The organism is Nonomuraea sp. NPDC051191 (genome assembly GCF_044455665.1).
Lineage (GTDB): Bacteria > Actinomycetota > Actinomycetes > Streptosporangiales > Streptosporangiaceae > Nonomuraea.
In genome coordinates, this window is the sequence record NZ_JBITEZ010000027.1 from 99,868 (window position 1) to 119,596 (window position 19,729).

Annotated in this window: 17 protein-coding genes; 5 read left to right on the plus strand and 12 right to left on the minus strand. The window is 72.8% G+C overall.

The window, feature by feature from the left end:
• Positions 1 to 29 precede the first annotated feature (29 nt).
• The 8 genes from ACIA8R_RS48710 to ACIA8R_RS48745 all read right to left on the minus strand — a co-directional run bounded on the left by ACIA8R_RS48710 (position 30) and on the right by ACIA8R_RS48745 (position 9,457).
• Positions 30 to 728 carry a class I SAM-dependent methyltransferase gene (locus ACIA8R_RS48710; protein WP_357705841.1) on the minus strand — a complete coding sequence of 233 codons (699 nt, stop codon included), beginning with the start codon at positions 726 to 728 and terminating at the stop codon, positions 30 to 32.
• The gene (locus tag ACIA8R_RS48715) at positions 715 to 1,965 is read right to left on the minus strand and encodes a glycosyltransferase (protein ID WP_397044718.1); all 1,251 of its coding nucleotides are present in this window, start codon (positions 1,963 to 1,965) and stop codon (positions 715 to 717) included. The genes ACIA8R_RS48710 and ACIA8R_RS48715 overlap by 14 nt, the downstream gene beginning before the upstream one ends.
• Before the next feature lie 106 nt (positions 1,966 to 2,071).
• On the minus strand, positions 2,072 to 4,243 hold the full coding sequence (locus ACIA8R_RS48720) for a hypothetical protein (RefSeq protein ID WP_397044720.1): 2,172 nt from the start codon (positions 4,241 to 4,243) through the stop codon (positions 2,072 to 2,074).
• A gap of 438 nt (positions 4,244 to 4,681) precedes the next feature.
• Positions 4,682 to 5,950 (minus strand): acyl-CoA reductase, encoded by a 1,269-nt coding sequence (locus ACIA8R_RS48725; RefSeq protein ID WP_397044722.1) that lies wholly within the window; start codon positions 5,948 to 5,950, stop codon positions 4,682 to 4,684.
• On the minus strand, positions 5,947 to 6,978 hold the full coding sequence (locus ACIA8R_RS48730; RefSeq protein WP_397044724.1) for an acyl-protein synthetase: 1,032 nt from the start codon (positions 6,976 to 6,978) through the stop codon (positions 5,947 to 5,949). The genes ACIA8R_RS48725 and ACIA8R_RS48730 overlap by 4 nt, the downstream gene beginning before the upstream one ends.
• Before the next feature lie 181 nt (positions 6,979 to 7,159).
• Positions 7,160 to 8,476, minus strand: coding sequence for an AMP-binding protein (locus tag ACIA8R_RS48735; protein WP_357705836.1), 1,317 nt, complete (start codon positions 8,474 to 8,476; stop codon positions 7,160 to 7,162).
• On the minus strand, positions 8,476 to 9,234 hold the full coding sequence (locus ACIA8R_RS48740) for an SDR family oxidoreductase (RefSeq protein WP_364085952.1): 759 nt from the start codon (positions 9,232 to 9,234) through the stop codon (positions 8,476 to 8,478). The genes ACIA8R_RS48735 and ACIA8R_RS48740 overlap by 1 nt, the downstream gene beginning before the upstream one ends.
• Positions 9,209 to 9,457 (minus strand): acyl carrier protein, encoded by a 249-nt coding sequence (locus ACIA8R_RS48745; RefSeq protein ID WP_357705834.1) that lies wholly within the window; start codon positions 9,455 to 9,457, stop codon positions 9,209 to 9,211. Before ACIA8R_RS48745 ends, ACIA8R_RS48740 begins: the two co-directional genes overlap by 26 nt.
• Positions 9,458 to 9,619: 162 nt before the next feature.
• On the opposite strand from ACIA8R_RS48745, the gene ACIA8R_RS48750 reads away from it, so the two are divergent.
• Genes ACIA8R_RS48750 through ACIA8R_RS48760 form a run of 3 tightly spaced genes read left to right on the plus strand, consistent with a single transcriptional unit; the run spans position 9,620 to position 14,186 of the window.
• Positions 9,620 to 10,555 carry a hypothetical protein gene (locus tag ACIA8R_RS48750; protein WP_357705833.1) on the plus strand — a complete coding sequence of 312 codons (936 nt, stop codon included), beginning with the start codon at positions 9,620 to 9,622 and terminating at the stop codon, positions 10,553 to 10,555.
• A complete protein-coding gene (locus tag ACIA8R_RS48755; RefSeq protein ID WP_397044727.1) occupies positions 10,552 to 12,276 on the plus strand; it encodes a hypothetical protein in 1,725 nt (574 codons plus the stop codon). Before ACIA8R_RS48750 ends, ACIA8R_RS48755 begins: the two co-directional genes overlap by 4 nt.
• A gap of 29 nt (positions 12,277 to 12,305) precedes the next feature.
• A complete protein-coding gene (locus ACIA8R_RS48760) occupies positions 12,306 to 14,186 on the plus strand; it encodes a glycosyltransferase family 2 protein (protein ID WP_364085960.1) in 1,881 nt (626 codons plus the stop codon).
• Positions 14,187 to 14,198: 12 nt separating this feature from the next.
• Here the strand turns inward: ACIA8R_RS48760 and ACIA8R_RS48765 are convergent, their stop codons facing one another.
• A complete protein-coding gene (locus ACIA8R_RS48765) occupies positions 14,199 to 15,323 on the minus strand; it encodes an aminotransferase class V-fold PLP-dependent enzyme (protein ID WP_364085963.1) in 1,125 nt (374 codons plus the stop codon).
• Positions 15,323 to 16,300 (minus strand): UDP-N-acetylglucosamine 4,6-dehydratase (inverting), encoded by a 978-nt coding sequence (gene pseB, locus ACIA8R_RS48770; RefSeq protein WP_364085966.1) that lies wholly within the window; start codon positions 16,298 to 16,300, stop codon positions 15,323 to 15,325. Before pseB ends, ACIA8R_RS48765 begins: the two co-directional genes overlap by 1 nt.
• 104 nt (positions 16,301 to 16,404) lie before the next feature.
• On the opposite strand from pseB, the gene ACIA8R_RS48775 reads away from it, so the two are divergent.
• Both ACIA8R_RS48775 and ACIA8R_RS48780 read left to right on the plus strand, forming a co-directional pair.
• Positions 16,405 to 17,145 carry a cytidylyltransferase domain-containing protein gene (locus ACIA8R_RS48775; protein WP_397044730.1) on the plus strand — a complete coding sequence of 247 codons (741 nt, stop codon included), beginning with the start codon at positions 16,405 to 16,407 and terminating at the stop codon, positions 17,143 to 17,145.
• Entirely contained in the window at positions 17,142 to 18,116 is a 975-nt protein-coding gene (locus ACIA8R_RS48780; protein WP_364085972.1) for a hypothetical protein, read from the plus strand. Before ACIA8R_RS48775 ends, ACIA8R_RS48780 begins: the two co-directional genes overlap by 4 nt.
• Here ACIA8R_RS48780 and pseI read toward each other — a convergent pair.
• Positions 18,109 to 19,152, minus strand: a complete 1,044-nt coding sequence (pseI, locus tag ACIA8R_RS48785; protein WP_397044732.1) for a pseudaminic acid synthase — start codon at positions 19,150 to 19,152, stop codon at positions 18,109 to 18,111. The two genes, ACIA8R_RS48780 and pseI, sit on opposite strands and share 8 nt — an antisense overlap.
• Positions 19,149 to 19,673 carry a GNAT family N-acetyltransferase gene (locus ACIA8R_RS48790; RefSeq protein ID WP_397044734.1) on the minus strand — a complete coding sequence of 175 codons (525 nt, stop codon included), beginning with the start codon at positions 19,671 to 19,673 and terminating at the stop codon, positions 19,149 to 19,151. Before ACIA8R_RS48790 ends, pseI begins: the two co-directional genes overlap by 4 nt.
• Positions 19,674 to 19,729 lie beyond the last annotated feature (56 nt).

A 19,729-nucleotide genomic window follows, 5' to 3' on the forward strand; every position in this document is an offset into this window, starting at 1 on the left:
CCTCGGCCCGGCTCCGGCAGCCCGCGCGCTTACCGTCCCAGCCTGGCCCGCAGGAAGAGCGTCACGCCCTTCAGTGACCTGACCGGCAGGTAGCGCTCGGCGCGCACCACCATCGACAGGCCCGCGTTGACCACCGCGGGCGTCCGCTGCAGGTCGCTGCCCTGCGACCGCCGCCGGTGCCGGGCCACGAGCGGGCGCAGCAACACGTTCCAGCTCCACAGCCGGTCCACCTTCAGCCCGGCCTTCTCCACCACGACGGTCAACGTGTCGCGGCCGTAGCGGCGTACGTGCCCCACGGCGTCGTCGTGCGCCGACCACAGCGCCATGTCGCACGGGACGGCGATCAGCGCGTGCCCGCCGGGCGCCAGCACCCGGGCGATCTCCTCGGTGACGAGATGGTCCTCGTGGATGTGTTCGAGCACGTCGAACGCGGTCACCAGGTCCATGCTCGACGTCTCGAACGGCAGCGCCCGCGCGTCGGCGTGCACGGCCTTGAGCCCGCGCTCCCTGGCCACCTCGACCGCCGTCTCGCAGTAGTCCGTCGCGGTGGCGTCCCAGCCCGCCTCGACCAGCACCCGGGTGTTCCCGCCGCCGGCCGCGCCGACGTCGAGGGCCCGCCCGGGACGGCCGAGCTCGCGCAGCTCCCTGCGGAGGATCGCGCGCCGCTCCCGGTACCACCAGTGGGTGTCCTCCAGGTCGAGCAGCCGACGGATTTCAGTGGTTTCCATGTACCTGGTTCCTTGTGCGGGAGAAGACCCAGCGGTCCAGTGCGGTGAAGCGGATCAGGGTGAGCAGTCCGTACGTGGCGACCACCGCGCTCATCTCCATCAGCCGCCCGGCCCCCGGAGAGACGCTGCGCAGCCCGAGCACGGCGGAGGTGGTCAGGAGGTAGTTGGCCACGAAGAGCAGCGCCGCCCGGAAGTGCATCGCGGTACGCCGCCCGCCCAGCCGGTTGAACGTCCACCGCCGGTTGGCCTCGGTGTTGACGAACCCGGTGAGCACGAGCGCGCCCAGGTTGGCCGGCGCGGGCGCCCAGACGCCGCGCAACGGCAGGTAGATGAGCGCGTACAGCAGGACGGAGAACACGCCGATCGCGGCGAACGAGGCGAACTTCGCCAGCGTCACCGCCCTCGGCCGGGCGACCACCGCGTCGGGATGCGTGGGCGTGAGCTCCGAACGCGTCACCTCGACCTCGGCCCGGCCCATCGACATCGACCAGGCGACCCTGGCCAGCCCCTTCAGGTCGTCGATCGCGGTCCTGACCACCCGGACGCGCGAGTCGGTGTCCTCGATCCAGTCGACCGGCACCTCGTGCACGCGCAGGCCGTTGTGCTCGGCCAGCAGCAGCAGCTCGGTGTCGAAGAACCACGCGTCGTCCTCGATCTTGTCCATGAGCGGCCTGACCACGTCGGTCCTGGCCGCCTTGAACCCGCACTGCGCGTCGCTGAACCTGACCCCGAATCCGTACCGGAGCAGCGCGTTGTAGCTGCGCGAGACCACCTCGCGCCTGATCGAGCGCAGGGTGCGGGCGCTGTGCGCGAGCCGGGTGCCGATGGCGATCTCGGAATGCCCGCTCGCCACCGCCGCGACCAGCGGGAACAGCGCGCCGAGGTCGGTGGACAGATCGACGTCCATGTACGCGACGATGTCGGCCGGGCTCTCCCGCCAGGCCGCCTTGAGCGCGGCCCCCCGGCCCCGGATGTCGAGCCGGCGGGCATGCACTCGCTCGTGCTCGGCGGCCAGCCCGGTGGCGATGTTCCAGGTGTCGTCGGTGCTGCCGTTGTCCACGACCGTGATGCGCCACGGCAGCGGGAACCTGTCCTCCAGGAACCCGGCCAGCGTGCGCACGCAGCCCGGCAGCGCCCGTTCCTCGTTGAGCACCGGTATGACGATGTCGACGGTCGCCAGGCCGGCCGAGGTGTCCAGGACGTTGGGGCTAGGGTCCATGGCGGCGCGCGTGTCCATAGAGTTCCCTGATCGCTTGTGGCGGTAGGTTCACGGAAATGGTGCTGGGGGCGTCCAGCGGGGCGCGTGCCGTTTCTCGTCACCATTCCATGAACGGGGACAAGCTTTACCCGGCTGTGAGCTCGTACACGGAGGAGTCGGCGTTGCGGAAGCGCAGTTCGGCGTATTTCCCCAACGCCGGATCATTGCCGGTGAACAGCCATTTGACGCCGTATTTCTGCCGGAGCCTGCGGACGTTCGCGGCCGACGGCTCGCGGAAGGCCGCGTCGTTGTCCGCCAGCCTGGCCTGGTCGGCGAACGGCACCTGGAGGTAGGGGGTCACGAACAGCTCGGCGCGCGACAACGTGCTCTCGGCGTACGCCCAGCCCTCGACCAGCACCCGGCGCTCGGTGAACCCCGAGACCCAGAAGTGCCTGCTGTCGCACGTACGGCGGGGCGCCGGGTTGCGGCAGTGCAGGTCGGTGGCGACCACGTCGCCGGGCGAGGAGTGGTCGCGCAGCCACCGCCCGGCCTCCAGCGCCCCGGCCGGGATCAGCCGCTCGCGCTCCCACGACTCGGGCGCGACGTGCACGACCACCTCCCGCAGCGAGGTCGGCACGGCGTACCCCGCCAGCAGCGCCACCACCGCCAGCGAGAACCCCTTCCGCCGGAACGCCAGCACCACCACGGCCACCGCCGCGAGCACCAGGTACGGCACCATCACCCGCACCAGCGTCTCGCCCGGCGGCTCCAGCCGCGCGGCCACGACGGCCACCGCGACCCCCAGCCCGGCCAGGCCCGCGACCACCGCCCACGGCACCCGCCGCCGGTCCATGGCCGCCGTCACCCCGCACACCGCGGCCACCGACAGGTACGGCCGCACCCCTTCGAGGAAGTAGAGCTGCGCGTCGGAGGGATGGCCGAGCACCATGATCGCGCCGATGCCCGCCAGCCCGATCCCGACCGGCAACAGCACCGCGGGGTCCAGCAGCCGCGCCTTCAGCCCCGCCACGCCGCCCCACACGCAGACCAGGCAGAACAGGTGGACGCCGGCGAACACCAGCACCGGCCCCCACGGCTCGGCGGCCAGCGCGGGCGGCTGCACGTCCGCCACCACCCCCCACAACGTGCGCATCGTGGCGAACGGCGCCACCACCGTGCCCTGCGCCCCCCGCCCGAACACCACGAACTGCGCGATCAGCAGGCAACCGAACGTGATCGCCGTCGGCACCACCCACTCCAGCCGCGGCCGCCGGTCCACCGGCAACCGCACGACCAGCACGAACACCAGCCCGGCCAGCAGCATCGGCAGGAACGTCGCCTTCGCCCCGGTCAGCGCGAGCAGCAGCACGGCCACCGCCGCCCACCCCTTCGGCCGCATGGCGGTGAGCACCAGCACCACGGGCGCGAACAACAACGCGCCGAACGTCTGCGTCGGGCTGGCCCACGCGGTGAACATCGACCGCGAGGTGAACACCACGCCCTCCTGCAGCGCCGGGGCGAACAGGAAGTACGTGACGCCGACCGCCGCGACCCCTGCCCCCCACCGGCCGCCGAGCCGCCGCCCGAGCACCGCCACGAGCACGACCATCGCGAACGTCATCGGCAGCGTGGACAGCCGGTAGACCAGCGTCAGCGGCTCGATCCCGGTGACCCAGCTCGTGGCCGCCATCTCGGCGTAGACGAACCAGTGGTAGGACAGCCGCTCGCCCAGCACCGACGGCACCGTGGGCGGCACGTGGTTCCTGACCTCGCCGAGCAGGGCCAGGTGGTAGGGCATGTCGACGTACGCGTCGGTGATCGGCACCCGGTAGAGCGACCGGGCGCAGAAGGCCAGCAGGTAACCGGCGACCCCCGCCAGCGACCAGGCGCACCACCAGGGCATGCGTTCGCGTTCGGCCCGGCCCCGCCAGTGACGCCGCAACCGCGGCACCACGAGGAACGCCCCGACGACCGTGACGGGCCAGCCCAGCACGAGCAGCGGCAGGCCCGCCGCGCGGGCGGGGATGTAGGCCAGGACCTCGACCGCGTACCCGAGTGCCAGCCCGGCGGCCACGTCCTCGGCGAGCGACCGTCCGCCGCCGGTGAGGGCCCGCCACAGCAACGTCCCCGGCAGCGCCACCCCGAGCCCGACGTACGCGGCGAAGGCCGCCAGGTCCCGTACCGAAACCCCACACCACAGCAGCACCCACACCGCCGCACCGAGCACGACCCCCGCCGGCGCCCACCCCGACAGCCCCCACCCCGGAAACCGGAGCCCCCTCCGCCCCGCCACCCCCTCCGCCAGAACAACCGTCATCCCACCAACCCCCTACTCAACCAACCCCACAAACCCGACCCTCCCGCCGAGCCCCCAGCGAACGGGAAGGCACACCCGTTTCCCCCTCGAACGACAGCCCCAGGCAGCGGACCAGCCGTCTCACCCCCGAACGACAGCCCCAGGCAGCGGACCAGCCGTCTCACCCCCGAACGACAGCCCCAGGCAGCGGACCAGCCGTCTCACCCTCAACCGGCGCCCCCTCCCTCAGAACGCCGGCCGCTTCACCCTCGGCCGGCGGCCCCTCCCTCAGGACCCCCTCAGCACCAAGCGGCGGGACAGAGGGCGCGGGCGTCTGGGCTTCGGGGTGGTGTGCCTTCGAGTGGTGGGACGGTCGTCAGCAGTCGCCTGGCGGCAGGCGGAGAGAGCGCCGTCATCGGTGGCCCAGCCCCGTGCGCGGCCGGTTCGTCCGACGAGGGCTCATCTGACCACGGTCACCAGTCGCGTGAACTCGCCCGGCAGGTCGACCCCGTCCCACACCCGGTGGAAGCTCAACGCGCTCCCCACCGGCACCATGCGATCGACCCCACGCCCGCCGAGCCCCCGGGCCAGCTCCTCCAGCTCGCCCAGCGAGAACCCGAAGTGCGTCAACGTCTGGTCCTTACGCTCGACCATCGGGATCAGCTCCGCCAGAGTCGACACCCGCGCGTGCGCGAAGGTGCCCGCGCCCAGCCACCGCCGGGGCATGGCGGCCGCCGCCGCCAGCGTGACGTTGGCCAGCGCGTTGCCCCGGAACTCGATCAGGTCCACCAGCCCGTCGGCGGCCAGCCCGTAGACCGAGACCCGCTTCTCCACCGCCATCGCCGCGTCGACCTCCCACCCGCGCCCGGCCAGCACCCGCGACACCTGCTCGGTGAAGTCACCCCGCGCCGCCTCGCAGTCGCCGTCGGCCCCCACCCAGAACACCGTCCGGGGCGAGGAGCAGGCGGCCTGGTCGAACCAGTAGCTGTCGTTGACGAACCCCTCGGCCGCCGCCACCCGGGCCGCGCGCGGCGCGCACAGCCACGCCGCCGCGCTCACCACCGCGAACGACGACCGGTCGGGAAAGGTCAGGTCGCGGGCGTGCGGCGCGAGCGGATGGCGGCGCACCTCGCGTACGGTGTCGTCGCCGCCCCAGATCACCCGCAGGTCGCAGGCCGCCGAGAGACCTGCGGTGACGGCCTCGGCCCGCCGGTCGTAGGACACGATGCGCTGCGTGGCCGCCACCACCGGATCGGCGTCGGCCAGCGCCTCCCGCAGCGTGTCGATGATGACCTCGGCCACCGCCCCCGCGCGCGGCGACAGGCGGACGACGTTGCGGTTTCCCATCAGGGCCGACAGGGCCCAGGAGTAGACGAAGACGGTGTCGACGTTCGCGGGCGGCAGGTGGAAGACCAGGCCGCGCGGCACGCGTACGTGGGAGGTGCGCAGCCCTTCGAGGGTGCGGGCCAGCTCGCTGGGCCGTAGGAAGAACCCCAGCGAGCCCAGCTCGGGATGGCGGCGGGCCAGCGCGGGCCGCAGCAGCCGCTTGCCGAACGCCGCCAGGAACGCCCGCATCCGCTCGTCGCCCACCTCAAGGGGGACGCCCTGCCGCATCTGCGCGAGCAGGTCCTCGACGGCGACGGGCGAGGCGCCGGGCGGGAAGCGCACCACGACCCCGGCCGCGTCGCCCAGCCGCGGCATCCGGGCGGTGATCGATTGATCGGTCATCGGCCGCCCTGCCCGAACGTGTCGCTGCAACCGCGCGCCTCGGCCCTCGGCAGCCTGCCCAGTACGGTGAACCGCTTGCCCGGCCAGTGGCCGTCGTCGACGCCGTGCACCATGCCCAGGTCCTCCGTCAGCAGTGCGTGGCCGGGATAGGAGGTGGGCAGGGTGCTGACCACCTCGATCAGCCCCGGCACGCCGGGCGGGGCCTCCCGCCAGGTGTCGGGGTCGCGGATGACGACGTCGGCGAAGTCGGGGCAGTAGAGCCCGTCGCCGTCGGGGCCCTCCAGGAAGACCGTGCCGATCTGCTCGACCATGCCGTAGAAGTTGTGGACCCTGGTCAGCCCGCAGTCGGCCGCCAGCCGCCGGCGGAACCCGTCGTTGTCGACCGCCTGCTCGGCCAGCCGCTTCCAGCCGCCCGAGTGGATCAGCACCCCCTCGGACAGGTCGGCCCCCAGATCGAGCAGGTAGAGCCAGACCATGAAGGTGAACCCGAAGATCAGGAACGGCTTCCTGCCGTGGCGGGCCAGGAACGCCTCGACGGCCTCCGTGTCGACCTCGCCCTGCTCGTCGAGGACGAAGGTGTGGTCTCTGCCGAAGTTCATCATCCCGAGCACCCCGGCTCCCCGGGCGCTCAAGGTCGGGTCGCGGACGACCGAGCGGCCGTCGACGATCAGCATCGGCAGCCGCCGCTCGCCCAGCACCGCCCGCAGGGTCGCGGCCAGCATGCGCGGCTGCGCGGCGGCCGCCTCCCGGTCGAGGTAGACCCGGCTCGGGCGCTGCCCGGTGGTGCCGCTGGAGGTCAGGACCCGGAACACCTCCTCGGACGGGACGCTGCGCAGCTCGTGCGTCTTGAACAGCCGCACCGGCAGCCACGGCAGGTCGACCACCCGCTCGTAGGGCGGACGGGAGTCGATCGCGTCGAGGATGCGCCGGTAGGGCGGGCACGCCCGCCGGTGCCGCTCGGTCAGCGCCGCCAGCTCCCCGGCCAGCACCGCCTCCCGCGCGGCGGCGTCGAGCGTGAACACACTCACCGCCCAGCCTCCCCCCACAACCCGACCCCCACCGTGGCCAGCCGCATCGTCCGCGCCTCCGGAACACCCGCACCGACCAAGGGCAGCCGCTTCACCCGCGCCTCCGGAACACCCGCACCGACCAAGGGCAGCCGCTTCACCCGCGCCTCCGGAACACCCACCCCGACCGTGGACAGCCCCATCACCCGGCCTCCGGGTTCGACTCCAGTGTCCGGTAGTCGATCTTGCCGGTGGGCAGCAGCGGCAGTCGTTCGACGGCGCGTACGTCGATGCCGCTCCAGTGCAGCCGCAGCTCGGCGCCCAACCGGCGGGCCAGGTTGCGGCACCCGGCCGCGTCGAGCCCCTCCGCCCACACCGTCACCCGGTCGTCGCCGCTGGTCGCCGCGACCGGCACGGTGTCGCGCAGCAGGAGCTCGACGTCGTCGAGGTTGACCCGTACGCCGAAGATCTTGGCGATGCGCCTGAGCCGGCCGGTGATGTGGAGGAAGCCCTCGTCGTCGAGCCGGCCGAGGTCGCCGGTACGCAGCACCCCGCCCAGGTCGTCGCCCCTGGCCAGGTCGGCGGCGGTCTCGGCGTAGCCCATCATCACGTTGGGCCCGTGGTAGACGACCTCGCCGTCGTGGATCGCCAGCCGCCCGCCGGGGACGGCCTGCCCCGCCGAGCCCGGTTTGTCGGCGAGCCGGTCGGGCGGCAGGACGGCGATGCGGGCCGTGGCCTCCGTCTGCCCGTACATGACGAAGAAGCGATCGGCCTGGGTGGCGAACAGGGACACCAGCTCGGGATTGAGCCGCCCGCCCGCCTGGGTGAGCGTGCAGATCGTGGGATGCTCGGCGCGGTCGAAGCGGAGCCTGCGCAGCATCTCGTACTGGTAGGGGACGGCCGCGAGCGAGGTGCACTTGTGCTCGTCGAGGTGCGTCCAGAAGGAACGTTCGAGCAGCCCGGCCTCGGTCAGGACGACCGTCGCCCCCGCGTGGAGGTGGCTGTTGAGCACGGACAGGCCGTAGCTGTAGTGCAGCGGCAGGCTCGTGGGCGCGATCTCGCCGGGCATGATCGACAATGCCGAGGCGATGGCGGCGGCGTTGGCCGAGACCGCCTCGCGGGACAGCCGCACCAGCTTGGGGTTGCCCGTCGAGCCCGAGGTGGCCAGGAGCACGGCCAGGTCGGGATGCGGGTCGGGGGCCTGGCCGCGGGAGCCCGGCGGGCCGTCGGGCGCGTGGGTGAACCCCACCAGCGCCGCGGGCCGGAATCGGTTCACCAGGTCGGCCAGGGCCGCGGCCGACAGATCGGGGTCGAGCAGCGCGATCGGCCTGCCGGTCTGCCAGGCGGCCAGATACCGCAGCACGGACGCCAGGTTGTTGCGCATGCCGCAGAACAGCGGCCCCGGCCGCAGCCTGGACAGGGCGTCGGCCACGCGGCCGACGCGTCGCGTCAGCTCGTCGCCGCCCAGCCCCTCCTGGTCACCGGCGACGACGAGCCGGGCCTGCCCGGACGGGAACATCACGGCACCAGCCCGCCGTCGACCCCGAGCACCTGGCCGGTGATGAACGACGCGCCGGGCGAGAGCAGGAAGGCGACCGCCTGGGCGACGTCGTCGGGCCTGCCGATGCGCCGGAGCGGGGTCACCGAGATCGCCGTCTCGCGGGCCTCCGGCTGGAGCGTCTTCAGCATGTCGGTCTCGACGTAGCCGGGGGCCACGCCGTTGACCCTGATGCCGGCCGGGCCCATCTCCCTGGCGGCGGCCACGGTGAGCCCGATGACGGACGCCTTGGTCGCGGAGTAGGCCGCCTGGTTGGCGCCGCCCGCGCGGCCCATGAGCGAGGAGACCAGCACGACGGCCGGGCTCTGCCCGCGCAGCAGCAGCCGGAAGGCCAGTTGCAGCGTGTGGGCCGGGGCCAGGGCGTTGGTGCGGTAGAGCTCGTCGAGGGTCTCGGCGCGGGCCATGGCCAGCGGGCCGGACGCGTAGACGCCGGCGTTGACCACCAGGGCGTCGAGCCGTCCGTGGCGCTGGGCGATGTCGCGCATGTGACCGGCGACCGTGGCCCGGTCGGCGACGTCGCCGTGGACGGACCACGTCTGGCCGCCGGTCGCCGCGGCCACCTCGGCGGCGGCCTTGTCGGCGCGTTCGGCGTCGCGGCCGTGGAGGACGACGGTGTGGCCCGCCGCGGCCAGGGTGGTGGCGATGGCGCGGCCTATGCCCCTCGTCGACCCCGTGACCAGGGCGACGCGGGCCTCAGACCGCGGCTGCGCCGATTCCATGCTTCTCCAGCAGCTCGCCCGCCTTGGCGAACGAGCTCATGTCGATCATGTCGTCGGTGTCGATGATGACGGAGAACTCGTCCTCCATCGCCGCGATCAACGCCATGTGGGCCAGGGAGTCCCACTGGGGGATGCCGCGGTATTCGAGGCGGTCGACGTGTGTGTCGGCCGGCAGGTTGAGCGCCGTGCGGAAGACGGCCCGCAGGCGGTCGAGATGACTCATAATGTCTCACTCTCTGTCCTCAAGCCATGACGAAGTGTAGCGGTGATTGCGGTGGCAGGAGAAACCAAACCCCCGACGTGAGTAATGGAAGCGTATAACGGCGCGTGGTCGTCGTTCGGGGCTGGGAATGTCCCAAGAGGCGCGCCAACCGCTACAGGGGGAATGATGGACGAATCCAATCACTGGTACGGGCACTCGCGCATTCTGGGCAGGTACTGCGACGTGCCGGACGAGACGCCGAAGCGAATCCAGGGCTTCCTTCAACACGGATGGAACTATCTCCACGGATTTCCCCCGAACGACCACTGGTGCAGCCCCGGATATCCCCGTTTCGTCTGGTCTGACGTGCTTCGTCGTCGAGGCTGGTCGATGGGCAGACGTGGCCACTATCTCATCGGCGCGCCCTGGATCTACCTCCTTCACCTGGAGCCGGATCTGGGCGTGGTCTCCGAGCGGAAGGGTACGATCTGGTATCCCTTTCATGGCTGGGAAAAGTCCTCCGTGATCGGGGACCACGCCCACCTCGCCGACGAAATCCGAAATGTCGAGACCGAACCGGTAACTGTCTGTCTATATTGGCTGGAATATGCGAATCCGGACATCCGGCGGGCGTACGAATCGAGGGGATTCAAGGTCATCTGTCACGGTGAGCGCGGCTCCCGGTGGGAGACCAAGGGGCGCGACTTCCTGCGCCGGCAGCTGATCCAGTTGCGGCGCCACCGCAGGGTGGCCTCCAACCGGCTCGGCAGCGCGCTGTTCTACGGCGCCTCGGTCGGCTGCGAGGTCGCCGTGTACGGAGACCCGATGCAGTACGAGGACGAGCGCCCCGAGTACGGCGGCACGGCGCGCCGCATGCGGCTCTGGCCCGAGCTGCACGGCACGCACGTCGATCCCGAGCTGGCCGCCGAGGTGGCGCGGCAGGAGCTGGGATTCGAACATCAGGCGACACCGGAGGAGCTACGGCGAATGTTCGGATGGAAGCGGGTGCCCGGAGGAGCGCCGGCAGGAGGAGGCGCGGCGGGGGCCGGGCGGCCCGAGCCATGGGCGAAGGCGACCGCCTCAGGGCGGCCGGTCCTGCTCCACGGGGTGACGTCATGAGCGAGCGCGTGAACGAGGCGCCCGACAACGTCCGCCTGATCGGCGGCGAGATGCTGCTGTGGTCGGACCTGTCCAACATGGCCGGCGTCACCGACTGGCGCGGCGCGGCCCTTGAGCTGGTCGGGCGGATGATCCCGGCGACCGGGCGGGTGCTGCTGGTCGGGCCGCATCCGCAGGTCCTGGTCGACGACGTGGTGGGCCGGGCGGGCGAGACGGCCGTGCTGCTGCGGTCCTACCCCGACGCCTGCACCCTCGGCGAACGGCATCCGGAGCTCGCCGTCCACTGCGGGCGGCTCGACGTGTTCGACGCGGACGAGCCGTACGAGCTGGTGCTGGCGCTCGACGGGCTGCTGCGCACGCACTCGGCCGAGGCGCCGGCGGCGGCGTGGATCGAGTCGCTGCACGCGTTGTCCGCGCTCGTCGCGCCCGGCGGGCGGCTCGTGCTGGGCGTGCGCAACGACCTGGGCGTCGACCGGTTCATCGAGGCCAGGCCCGCCGACCGGGAGGGCGGCGACGACCAGTGGGCCCCCCACGGGTTCGACCCGAGCTACCCGAGCGGGCCGGGCGCGCTCGACGGCGCCCTTGAGGCGGCGGGGCTGAGCGTCGAGCGCTGTTACGCGGCCTATCCGGGGCGGCAGGCCCCCCGGGCGCTGCTGGCGCGCGAGGCGCTCGCCTTCGACCTGCCGGAGGCGGTCACGTTCCCGCTGAGCGCCAGGGGCGGCGACCGGATGCACGTGGCCGACCCGCTGCGGCTGACCCGGCTGGTGTTCCGGCACCGGCTGGGGGAGGAGCTGGCCCCGCTGTGGCTCGCGGTCGCCACCCGGCCTCCGACACCGGAGTCCGCCAACCGGAGCGCGGCCGGGCGGGCGCCGCAGGCCGAGGAGGCAGGCGCGCGAGCCCGCCGGCCGGAGACCGAGGGGGAAGGCGCCGAAACCCGGCAACCGGCGGCCGAGGGGGTGGTCGCGTTGCCGCTCGGGCTGATCGAGGAGGGGGCCGTCGTCCACGAGCTGACCAGGGCCGGTGTGCGGCGGTTGCCCGACGGCGAGGAGCGTCCCGTCCCGGCCGGCCGGGTGGTCGAGGAGATCCTGGTCGAGGCGTGCGCCCGCGAGGACACCAAGACCGTGCGCGAGCTGCTGTCGGCGCTGGCCGCCTGGCTGGAGGCCGACGGCGGTCCCTGTGTGACCGCCGACGGCCTGGTCCACGACGGCGAGCGGTTCGCCGCCATCGTCCAGACCGCCGCGCCGACCGTCCCGCCCGAGCCGCGTGTGGTGCTGTGCAGGATCCTGTGGCGGTTCGCCGTACGGCTGCTCGCGGCCGGCCACCACCACCCCTGGCCGTGGCCGCTGGAGGCCGACCAGCTCACGCTGACGCTCTGCGGCATGGCCGGCCGTCCCTGCGACCCGGGCGACCTCGACCTGGCCCGCAAGTTCGACGCCGAGCTGGGCCACCCGGCCGAGCAGGCCGACCCGCCCACCTACCGTGACCTGCTCGGCGCCCGAGACCGTCTGGCCGACCAGCTCACCGCAGCCCTGGCCAGGGTCTCCCGTCTGGAGACCAAGCTCTCCTACCGTGAGCGGGAGCTGGTCAGGGCCAGGTCCAAGCTGAGAAGGACCCAGCGCAAGACCGCCGCCTACCGGCGCACGCTCGGGTACCGCCTCTCCCGCCGTCTGGCCCGCCCGCGAAAGGTCGCCCGCAGGGTCATCCGACTGCTGTCCGGCTGACGAGCCGACGACAACGCTGAGGAGTGCATGTGCCGGTTCTTTCGGTGATCGTCCCGTTCCACAATGTCGAGAAGTACATCGGTCCCTGCCTGGACTCCATCTCCGCGCAGACGATGTCCGACCTGGAGGTCATCTGCGTCGACGACGGCAGTCGCGACGACGGCTGCGCCGAGGTCGAGTCCAGGCAGGCGGCCGATCCCCGGATCCGTCTCCTCAGGCAGCCCAACCAGGGCGTCGGACGGGCCCGCAACGTCGGCCTGACCCAGGCCACCGGCCGCTACCTGGCCTTCGTGGACGGGGACGACACCGTGCCGCGGGAGGCGTTCAAGCGGCTGGTGTCCTCGCTGGAGTCCACGGGCTCCGACCTGGCCTGCGGGAACGTCATGCGGCTCTACCGCAACCTGCTCATCCCCTCCTGGGCCCATCGGGAGGCGTTCGCGACGCCGGTGAGGCGTACCCACATCACCCGCCACCCGCTGCTGATCCGCGACCGCATGTTGTGGAACAAGGTCTACCGCCGGTCCTTCTGGGACCGGCTGGGCCTGAGCTTCCCCGAGCGCATGTACGAGGACCAGCCCGTCGCCATGGCCGCCCACGTGGGCGCCCGCTCGGTGGACGTGCTGTCCAAGGTCGTCTACCACTGGCGGCAGCGCGACGAGCCCGGCTCCTCGATCACCCAGCGCCGCCTGGAGGCGGGGAACCTGCGCGACCGGCTGCTGTCGGTGCTGCAGACCGCCGACCTGCTGGCCCGCGAGGCGCCGAAGCTCAAGCCCGACTTCGACCGCGACACGCTCGACATCGACATGACGGTGGCGGTCGAGGCGGCCGCCACGACGGGCGTCCGGCCCGAGCTGCTGGACCTGATGGTCCGCTACCTCGACGGCGTGTCCCGCGAGTGCTGGCGGAGCGTCCCGTTCGAGCACCGGATCCAGGTGCACCTGCTGCACCGGCGCCGGCTGGAGGAGCTGGCCGAGGTGTACGAGCAGGCCCGCGCGGGCCTGCTGCAACCGCGCGTCAGACCGGCGGGCCTGCTGCGCAGGCGCTGGTACGGCCGCCACCCGGCGATCCCCGCGCACCTGTCGGAGATCTCCGAGGCGCTGACCCTGACCGCCCGCCTGGTGTCGCTGGAGTGGCGCGACGGCGTGCTGACCGGCGCGGGCCGGGCCGCGCTCGGCCGCTTCGACGCCGGGGCGCTGCGCCGGGTGCGCCTGCGCGCCTGGCTGGCCGAACGCGCGACCGGCGAGGTCATCCACCTGTCGGAGGAGGACAGCGCCCCCGTCTGGGAGACCGTCGAGCTGGAGGAGGGCGTCGCGGCGCCCGAGCACGCCTTCCCGTTCGCCTTCGCCGTCGACCCCGCCGTGTTCACGCCCGCCCAGCTCGCCCGGCGCGGCCACTGGGAGCTGCGCGTGATGCTCAAGGGCCACGGGCTGAAGCTCGACGCCAAGGTGGCCGGGCCGCGCTGGCTGCCGCCGCCGGTGCCCGCGCCGCGCCGCAGGTCGGGCGTGTGGCTGGTGCCGGCGCGCAGCGCCAAGGGCGCCTGGGGGCTGCGGCTGCGGCACGCCCAGGCGCTCATCGGCGAGTGCCGCGTCGACGACGGCGACCTGGTGTTCTCGGGCCGGATCAACGACCTCGGCGACGGCGAGCCCGTGGTGCGGCTGCGGCGCAAGAGCGACGGCGAGGAGATGTACTTCCCCGTCGCCCTGGCCGGCCAGGACTTCTCCGCGCGGGTGCCGCTGGCCGGCATCGACGAGTGCGTGGGCCGCGAGTCGTGGTGGGAGGTGGTCATCGACCAGGGCCGGCCCATCCGCCCGCTCGTACGGCGGCCCGGGCGCCAGGTCGCCACCGTGGACGACCGGCGCTTCCTCATCGACCGCAGCGAGGACGGCTGCCTGCTGCTGGCCGAACGCTGACCGCCCGGGCTATCAGGCGAGGATCTCGGCGAGGGTCTCGACGACGAGGTCCTGCTCGCCGTCGGTCAGGTCGGCGAACAGCGGCAGCGACAGCTCCTCGGCGTAGTACGCCTCCGCGCGCGGGCACAGCCCACGCCGGTAGCCGAGGTCCTCGAACACCGGGTGCCAGTACGCCGGGATGTAGTTGACCTGCACGCCGATGCCCGCGGCCCGCATACGTTCGTAGACCTCGCGCCGGCGGCCGTCGCGCACCCTGACCGGGTAGAGGTGCCAGCTCGGCGTGACGTAGGCCCGCCGGGCGGGCAGCGTGAGGCCGGGCACGTCGCGCAGCAGCGTGTTGTACCGGGCGACCAGCTCGGCGCGGCGGGCGCGGAAGCGTTCGAGGCGGCGCAGCTGGCTGACGCCCAGCGCGCACAGCACGTCGGGCAGCCGGTAGTTGAGCCCGAACTCGTGCACCTCCTGGTGCCAGCCGCCGTGGCCGGGGTCGCGCTGCCCGGCTGGGTCGCGGACCAGGCCGTGGTCGCGGAAGCGGGCGGCCCGCTCGAACCGGCCGGGGTCGGCCACGGCCACCGCGCCGCCCTCGGCCGTCGTCACGGTCTTGGTCGGGAAGAACGAGAACGTCGTCAGGTCGGCCACCGACCCCACCGGCCGGTCCTTGTAGGACGCCCCGATCGAGTGCGCCGCGTCGGCCACCAGCACGGCGCCGGCCCGTTCGGCGAGCGTACGCAGCTCGTCGTAGTCGGCGGGATGGCCCGCGTAGTCGACGCCCGTGATCGCCCGCGTCCGGTGCGTGACCAACGCGTCGACCGAGTCGGGGTCGATGTTGCCGGTGTCGGGCTGGACGTCGGCGAAGGCCACCCGCGCGCCGCGCAGCGCGGCCGTGGCCGCCGTGGCGACGAAGGTGAGCGGCGAGGTGATCACCTCGTCACCCTGACCGACGCCGGCCGCCGCGTACGCGACGTGCAGCGCGGCCGTGCCGGACGTGACCGACACGCAGGGCACGCCGCCGGTCCACCGCGCCAGCTCGCTCTCGAACAGCCTGACCGCCGGACCTGTGGTCAGCCAGTCGCCGCGCAGCACCTCAGCCACCGCCTCGATGTCGGACTCGATGATGGACTGTCGTCCGTAGGGCAGCATCAGCCGGCCACCATGTCGCGCAGGTCGCGCACGGACAGCCACCGGTCGTTGGTGTCGGAGCGGTAGGAGAACCCCTCGGGCAGCAGCTCGCCGGTCTGCGGCGCCTGGTAGCCCCAGGTCGCGATCGTGGGCTGGACGACGTAGCGGTCGGCCAGGCGCAGGGTCCGGCGGCCGTCGTCGGCGCCGATCATCTCCTCGTGCAGCTTCTCGCCCGGCCTGATGCCGATCTCGTAGACCGGGCTGTCGGGGGCCAGCGCCTCGGCCAGGTCGGTGATGCGCATGCTGGGGATGCGCGGCACGTAGAGCTCGCCGCCCTGCATGAGGTCGAAGGAGTCGACCACGAACCGCACGGCCTGGTCGAGGGTGATCCAGAACCGGGTCATGCGCTTGTCGGTGATCGGCAGGCTGCCGCCCTGCTCGGCCAGGCGCAGGAAGAACGGCACCACCGAGCCCCTGCTGCCGACGACGTTGCCGTAGCGGACGACGGCGAAGCGGGTCTTGTGGGCGGCGGCGTAGTGGTTGGCCGAGACGAACAGCTTGTCGGCGACCAGCTTGGTGGCGCCGTAGAGGTTGATCGGGCTGGAGGCCTTGTCCGTGGACAGCGCGACGACCTTGCGTACGCCGCAGTCGATGGCCGCCTCGACCACGTTCTGGGACCCGGCGACGTTGGTGCGGACGTACTCGAACGGGTTGTACTCGGCGGTGTCGACCTGCTTGAGCGCGGCGGCGTGGACGACGTGGTCGACGCCGTGCATGGCGCGGGTGAGGCGGTCGCGGTCGCGTACGTCGCCGATGAACCAGCGCAGGCGTTCGTCGTCGCGGAAGAGCTGCTTGAGCTCGTACTGCTTGAGCTCGTCGCGGGAGAAGACCACCAGGCGGCGCACCCCGAGCGAGTCGAGCGCGTGGCGGATGAACGCCTTGCCGAAGGACCCCGTTCCTCCCGTGATCAGAATGGACGATCCACTGAGAATGCTCACGCGGCCCCCTGAAATCGCGCTGACGAACTGTGGTCGTTCGAGCTGGCCGGTAGCATAGCGCGATCGGTCAACCACGTATGGTCACACAGGGGAATGTGGTTTTGATGCGTATTGTCGGAATCATCCAGGCTCGGATGGGCTCCACGCGGCTGCCCGGAAAGGTGCTGCGCGACCTCGGCGGACGTTCGGTCCTGGGGTGGGTGGTGCGCGCCGCGCGCGAGTCGCGGGCGCTCGACGACCTCGTGGTGGCCACGACGACGCAGGCCGCCGACGACGCGGTGGCGGCCGAGTGCGACCGGCTCGGCGTGGCCTGCCACCGGGGGCCCGTCGACGACGTGCTGACCCGGTTCATGGACGCGCTGGCCGGGCGGGAGGCCGAAACGGAAGCGGGGGCGGTGATGCGCTTCACGGCCGACTGCCCGCTGCTCGACCCCGTCGTGATCAGGGAGGCGGCGCTCGTCTTCCGCGCGGTCCCGGGCCTCGACTACCTCAGCACGAGCCTGGCCAGGACGCTGCCGCGCGGGCTCGACGTGGAGATCGTCGGCAGGGCGGCCCTGGAGCGCGCCGACGCCGAGGCCACCGGTTTCCACCGCGCCCACGTCACCTCCTACGTCTACGCGCACCCGGGCGAGTCGCGGCTGCTCGGCCTCGCCTACCAGCCCGCGGCCGACGACCTGCGGGTCACGCTCGACACCGACGACGACTGGCGGCTCATCGCCCGCGTGGTGGAGGAGCTGGGCGACGTCTGCGTCCCCGTCCGCACGCTGGTGGGCTGGCTGCGGGCGCGGCCGGAGGTCTGCGAGCTCAACTCCCACGTACGCCAGAAGGAGCTGCAGGACGCATGAGCGGGCGGGTGGGCGTGCGCTGCGACGCCGCGGCGGGGAGTGGGGCCGGACATCTGGTGCGGTGCGTGGCGCTGGCCGAGGAGCTGTGCGCGCGGGGCGTCGAGGTGGTCTTCCTCGGCACGGTCTCCGGTTCGGAATGGGCGATGGATCAACTCAGGAGCCGGGGCCTGCCGCTGGTGGCCGCCCCCGCGCCGCCCGACCGGCTGGCCGCGCTGGCCTGCGAGCTGCGGCTCGACGCCGTGGTGCTGGACTCGTACGAGCTGCCCGAGGGCACCGGCGCGGCGCTGAGGGCGGCGGGCTTTCCGGTGCTGGCGATCGTCGACGGCGATCCGCTGGGCCAGGAGGCCGACCTCTACCTCGACCAGAACCTCGGCGCCGAGGACCGGCCCTTCCCGCTGCCACGCGACTCCTGGCGGCTGGCGGGCACCCGGTACGCGCTGCTGCGTGACAGCGTCCGGGGCCGGCGCAGGGTGCGGGAGGCCGGGCCGGTGCCGCGGGTGCTCTGCTTCTTCGGCGGCACCGACAGCGCGGGCGTCGCCCCCGCCTGGGCCGAGGCGCTGGCGTGCACGGGCGTGCCGTTCCAGGCCACGCTGGTCAGCCCGGAGCCGTTCGAGGCGGGGGAGGGCATCACCGTCATCCCGCCCACCGACCGCCTGCCCGAGCTGATGGCCGCCGCCGACCTCGTGGTCACCGCCGCGGGCTCGGCCATCTGGGAGCTGCTCCACCTCGGCGTGCCCACGGCGCTGAGCTGGGTGGCCGACAACCAGCTCGTCGGCTACCGGGCGCTGGTGGGCCGGGGGGTGGCCGCCGGGCTGGGCCGGGTGGCCGACGCCGAGGCGGTCGGCGTGCTCGCCCGGCTGCTCGCCGACCCCGCGCTGCGCGAGGAGCACGGCAGGCGGGGCGGCGGGCTGGTCGATGGCAAGGGCAGGGAACGCGTCGCCGACGCCTTCCTCGACCTGTGGATCAGATGAGGTCCCAGGTCAACGGCGTGCCGAGGGGCGCGTCGCGGGTGAACCTGCGGCCCATCACCTCGTCGGCGGCATCGGGGTGCAGGCCGCCGGCCGGGCGGATCGACCGGACGTTCTCCCCCGTCACCGGCTCGCCCGCGCGTACGTCGCGGACCACGTGAAGCGATCGGCGGAAGCGCAGCCCCTCGCGCTCGGACTCGCGCGGCCCGAGTACCGGGCGGCCCAGCGACTGCCAGGCCCGCTCGCTCTCCTCCACCAGCGCCGCCAGCTCGGGCGGCTCCAGCGAGAAGGCGGCGTCCACGCCGCCGTCGGCCCGCGACAACGTCACGTGCTTCTCGATCAGGCAGGCGCCCAGCGCGACCGCCGCCAGCGCCGCCCCGATGCCGGGGGTGTGGTCGGAGACGCCGACCTCGGCGCCGGTGAGCGCGGCCAGCAGCGGCAGCGAGCGCAGGTTGCTCTCGGCCGGGGAGGCGGGGTAGGAGGCGGTGCAGGACAGCACGGCGAGCTGCGTGCAGCCCGCCTGACGGGCCGCCGTGGCCGCGGCCTCGATCTCGCCCGCCGTGGCCATGCCGGTGGAGATGATCAGCGGCTTGCCGGTGGACGCGGCCAGCCTGATCAGCGGCAGGTCCACGATCTCCGACGAGGCGATCTTGTACGCGGGCGCGTCGAGCTTCTCCAGCAGCTCCACGGCGGTGGGGTCGAAGGGCGCGGAGAAGGCCAGGAGGCCGTGCTCGCGGGCCCGCTCGAAGATCGGCTCGTGCCACTCCCAGGGGGTGTGGGCGCGTTCGTACAGGCGGTAGAGGCTCTCGCCGCCCCACAGCGCGTGCCCGTCGCCCACGCGGAAGGCGGGGCCGTCGGCGTCGACGGTGATCGTGTCGGGCCGGTAGGTCTGCAGCTTCAGCGCGTGCGCCCCGCCGGCCGCCGCCGCGTCGACGATGGCCAGGGCCCGCTCCAGGCTCCCGTTGTGGTTGCCGGACATCTCGGCGATCACGAACGGCGGCCGGTCGGCCCCGATCGTCCGCCCTCCGATGGACATCATCCTTGCTCCTCCTTGGTCAGCTGGACGGCGACGACCTCGCGCGGCACCCCGTCGACCGGCATCCGGTAGGTCGCGACCTCGGTGAACCCGAAGCGCCTGTGCAGCCGCCGCACCGACTCGTTGTCGGCCAGCACCTCGCCGCGCAGGGTCGTCAGCCCGAGCGGGCCGAACGCGTGGTCGATGGCGGCCCGCTCCAGGCCCACCCACGCCCTCAGCACCGCGCCGGACCGTTCGAGGCCGTCGAGGTCGAGGTAGAAGCCCCAGGAGGCGCTGTCGCCGCCGAGCTCCGAGTACGTCACCACCCCGGCACGGGCCCCGGCGTGGTCGTAGATCAGCACCTGCCTGGTCGCGTCCGCGCGGACGGCGGCCCACCAGCGGGCGTGCTCGTCGGCGGAGATCTCGTGGCCGGTGAAGCTGGTGGCGCGCACTCTCGGATGGTTGCGCCAGCGGCGCATCACGGGCAGATCATCGTCCCGGACGCATCTCAGCACCGTTCCCCCTACCATTCGTGCTCGACTCATTGCACAACGTAGCGGATTCCGTGTCGGGTAAAGAGCTCATCAGGGACGGGCATCAG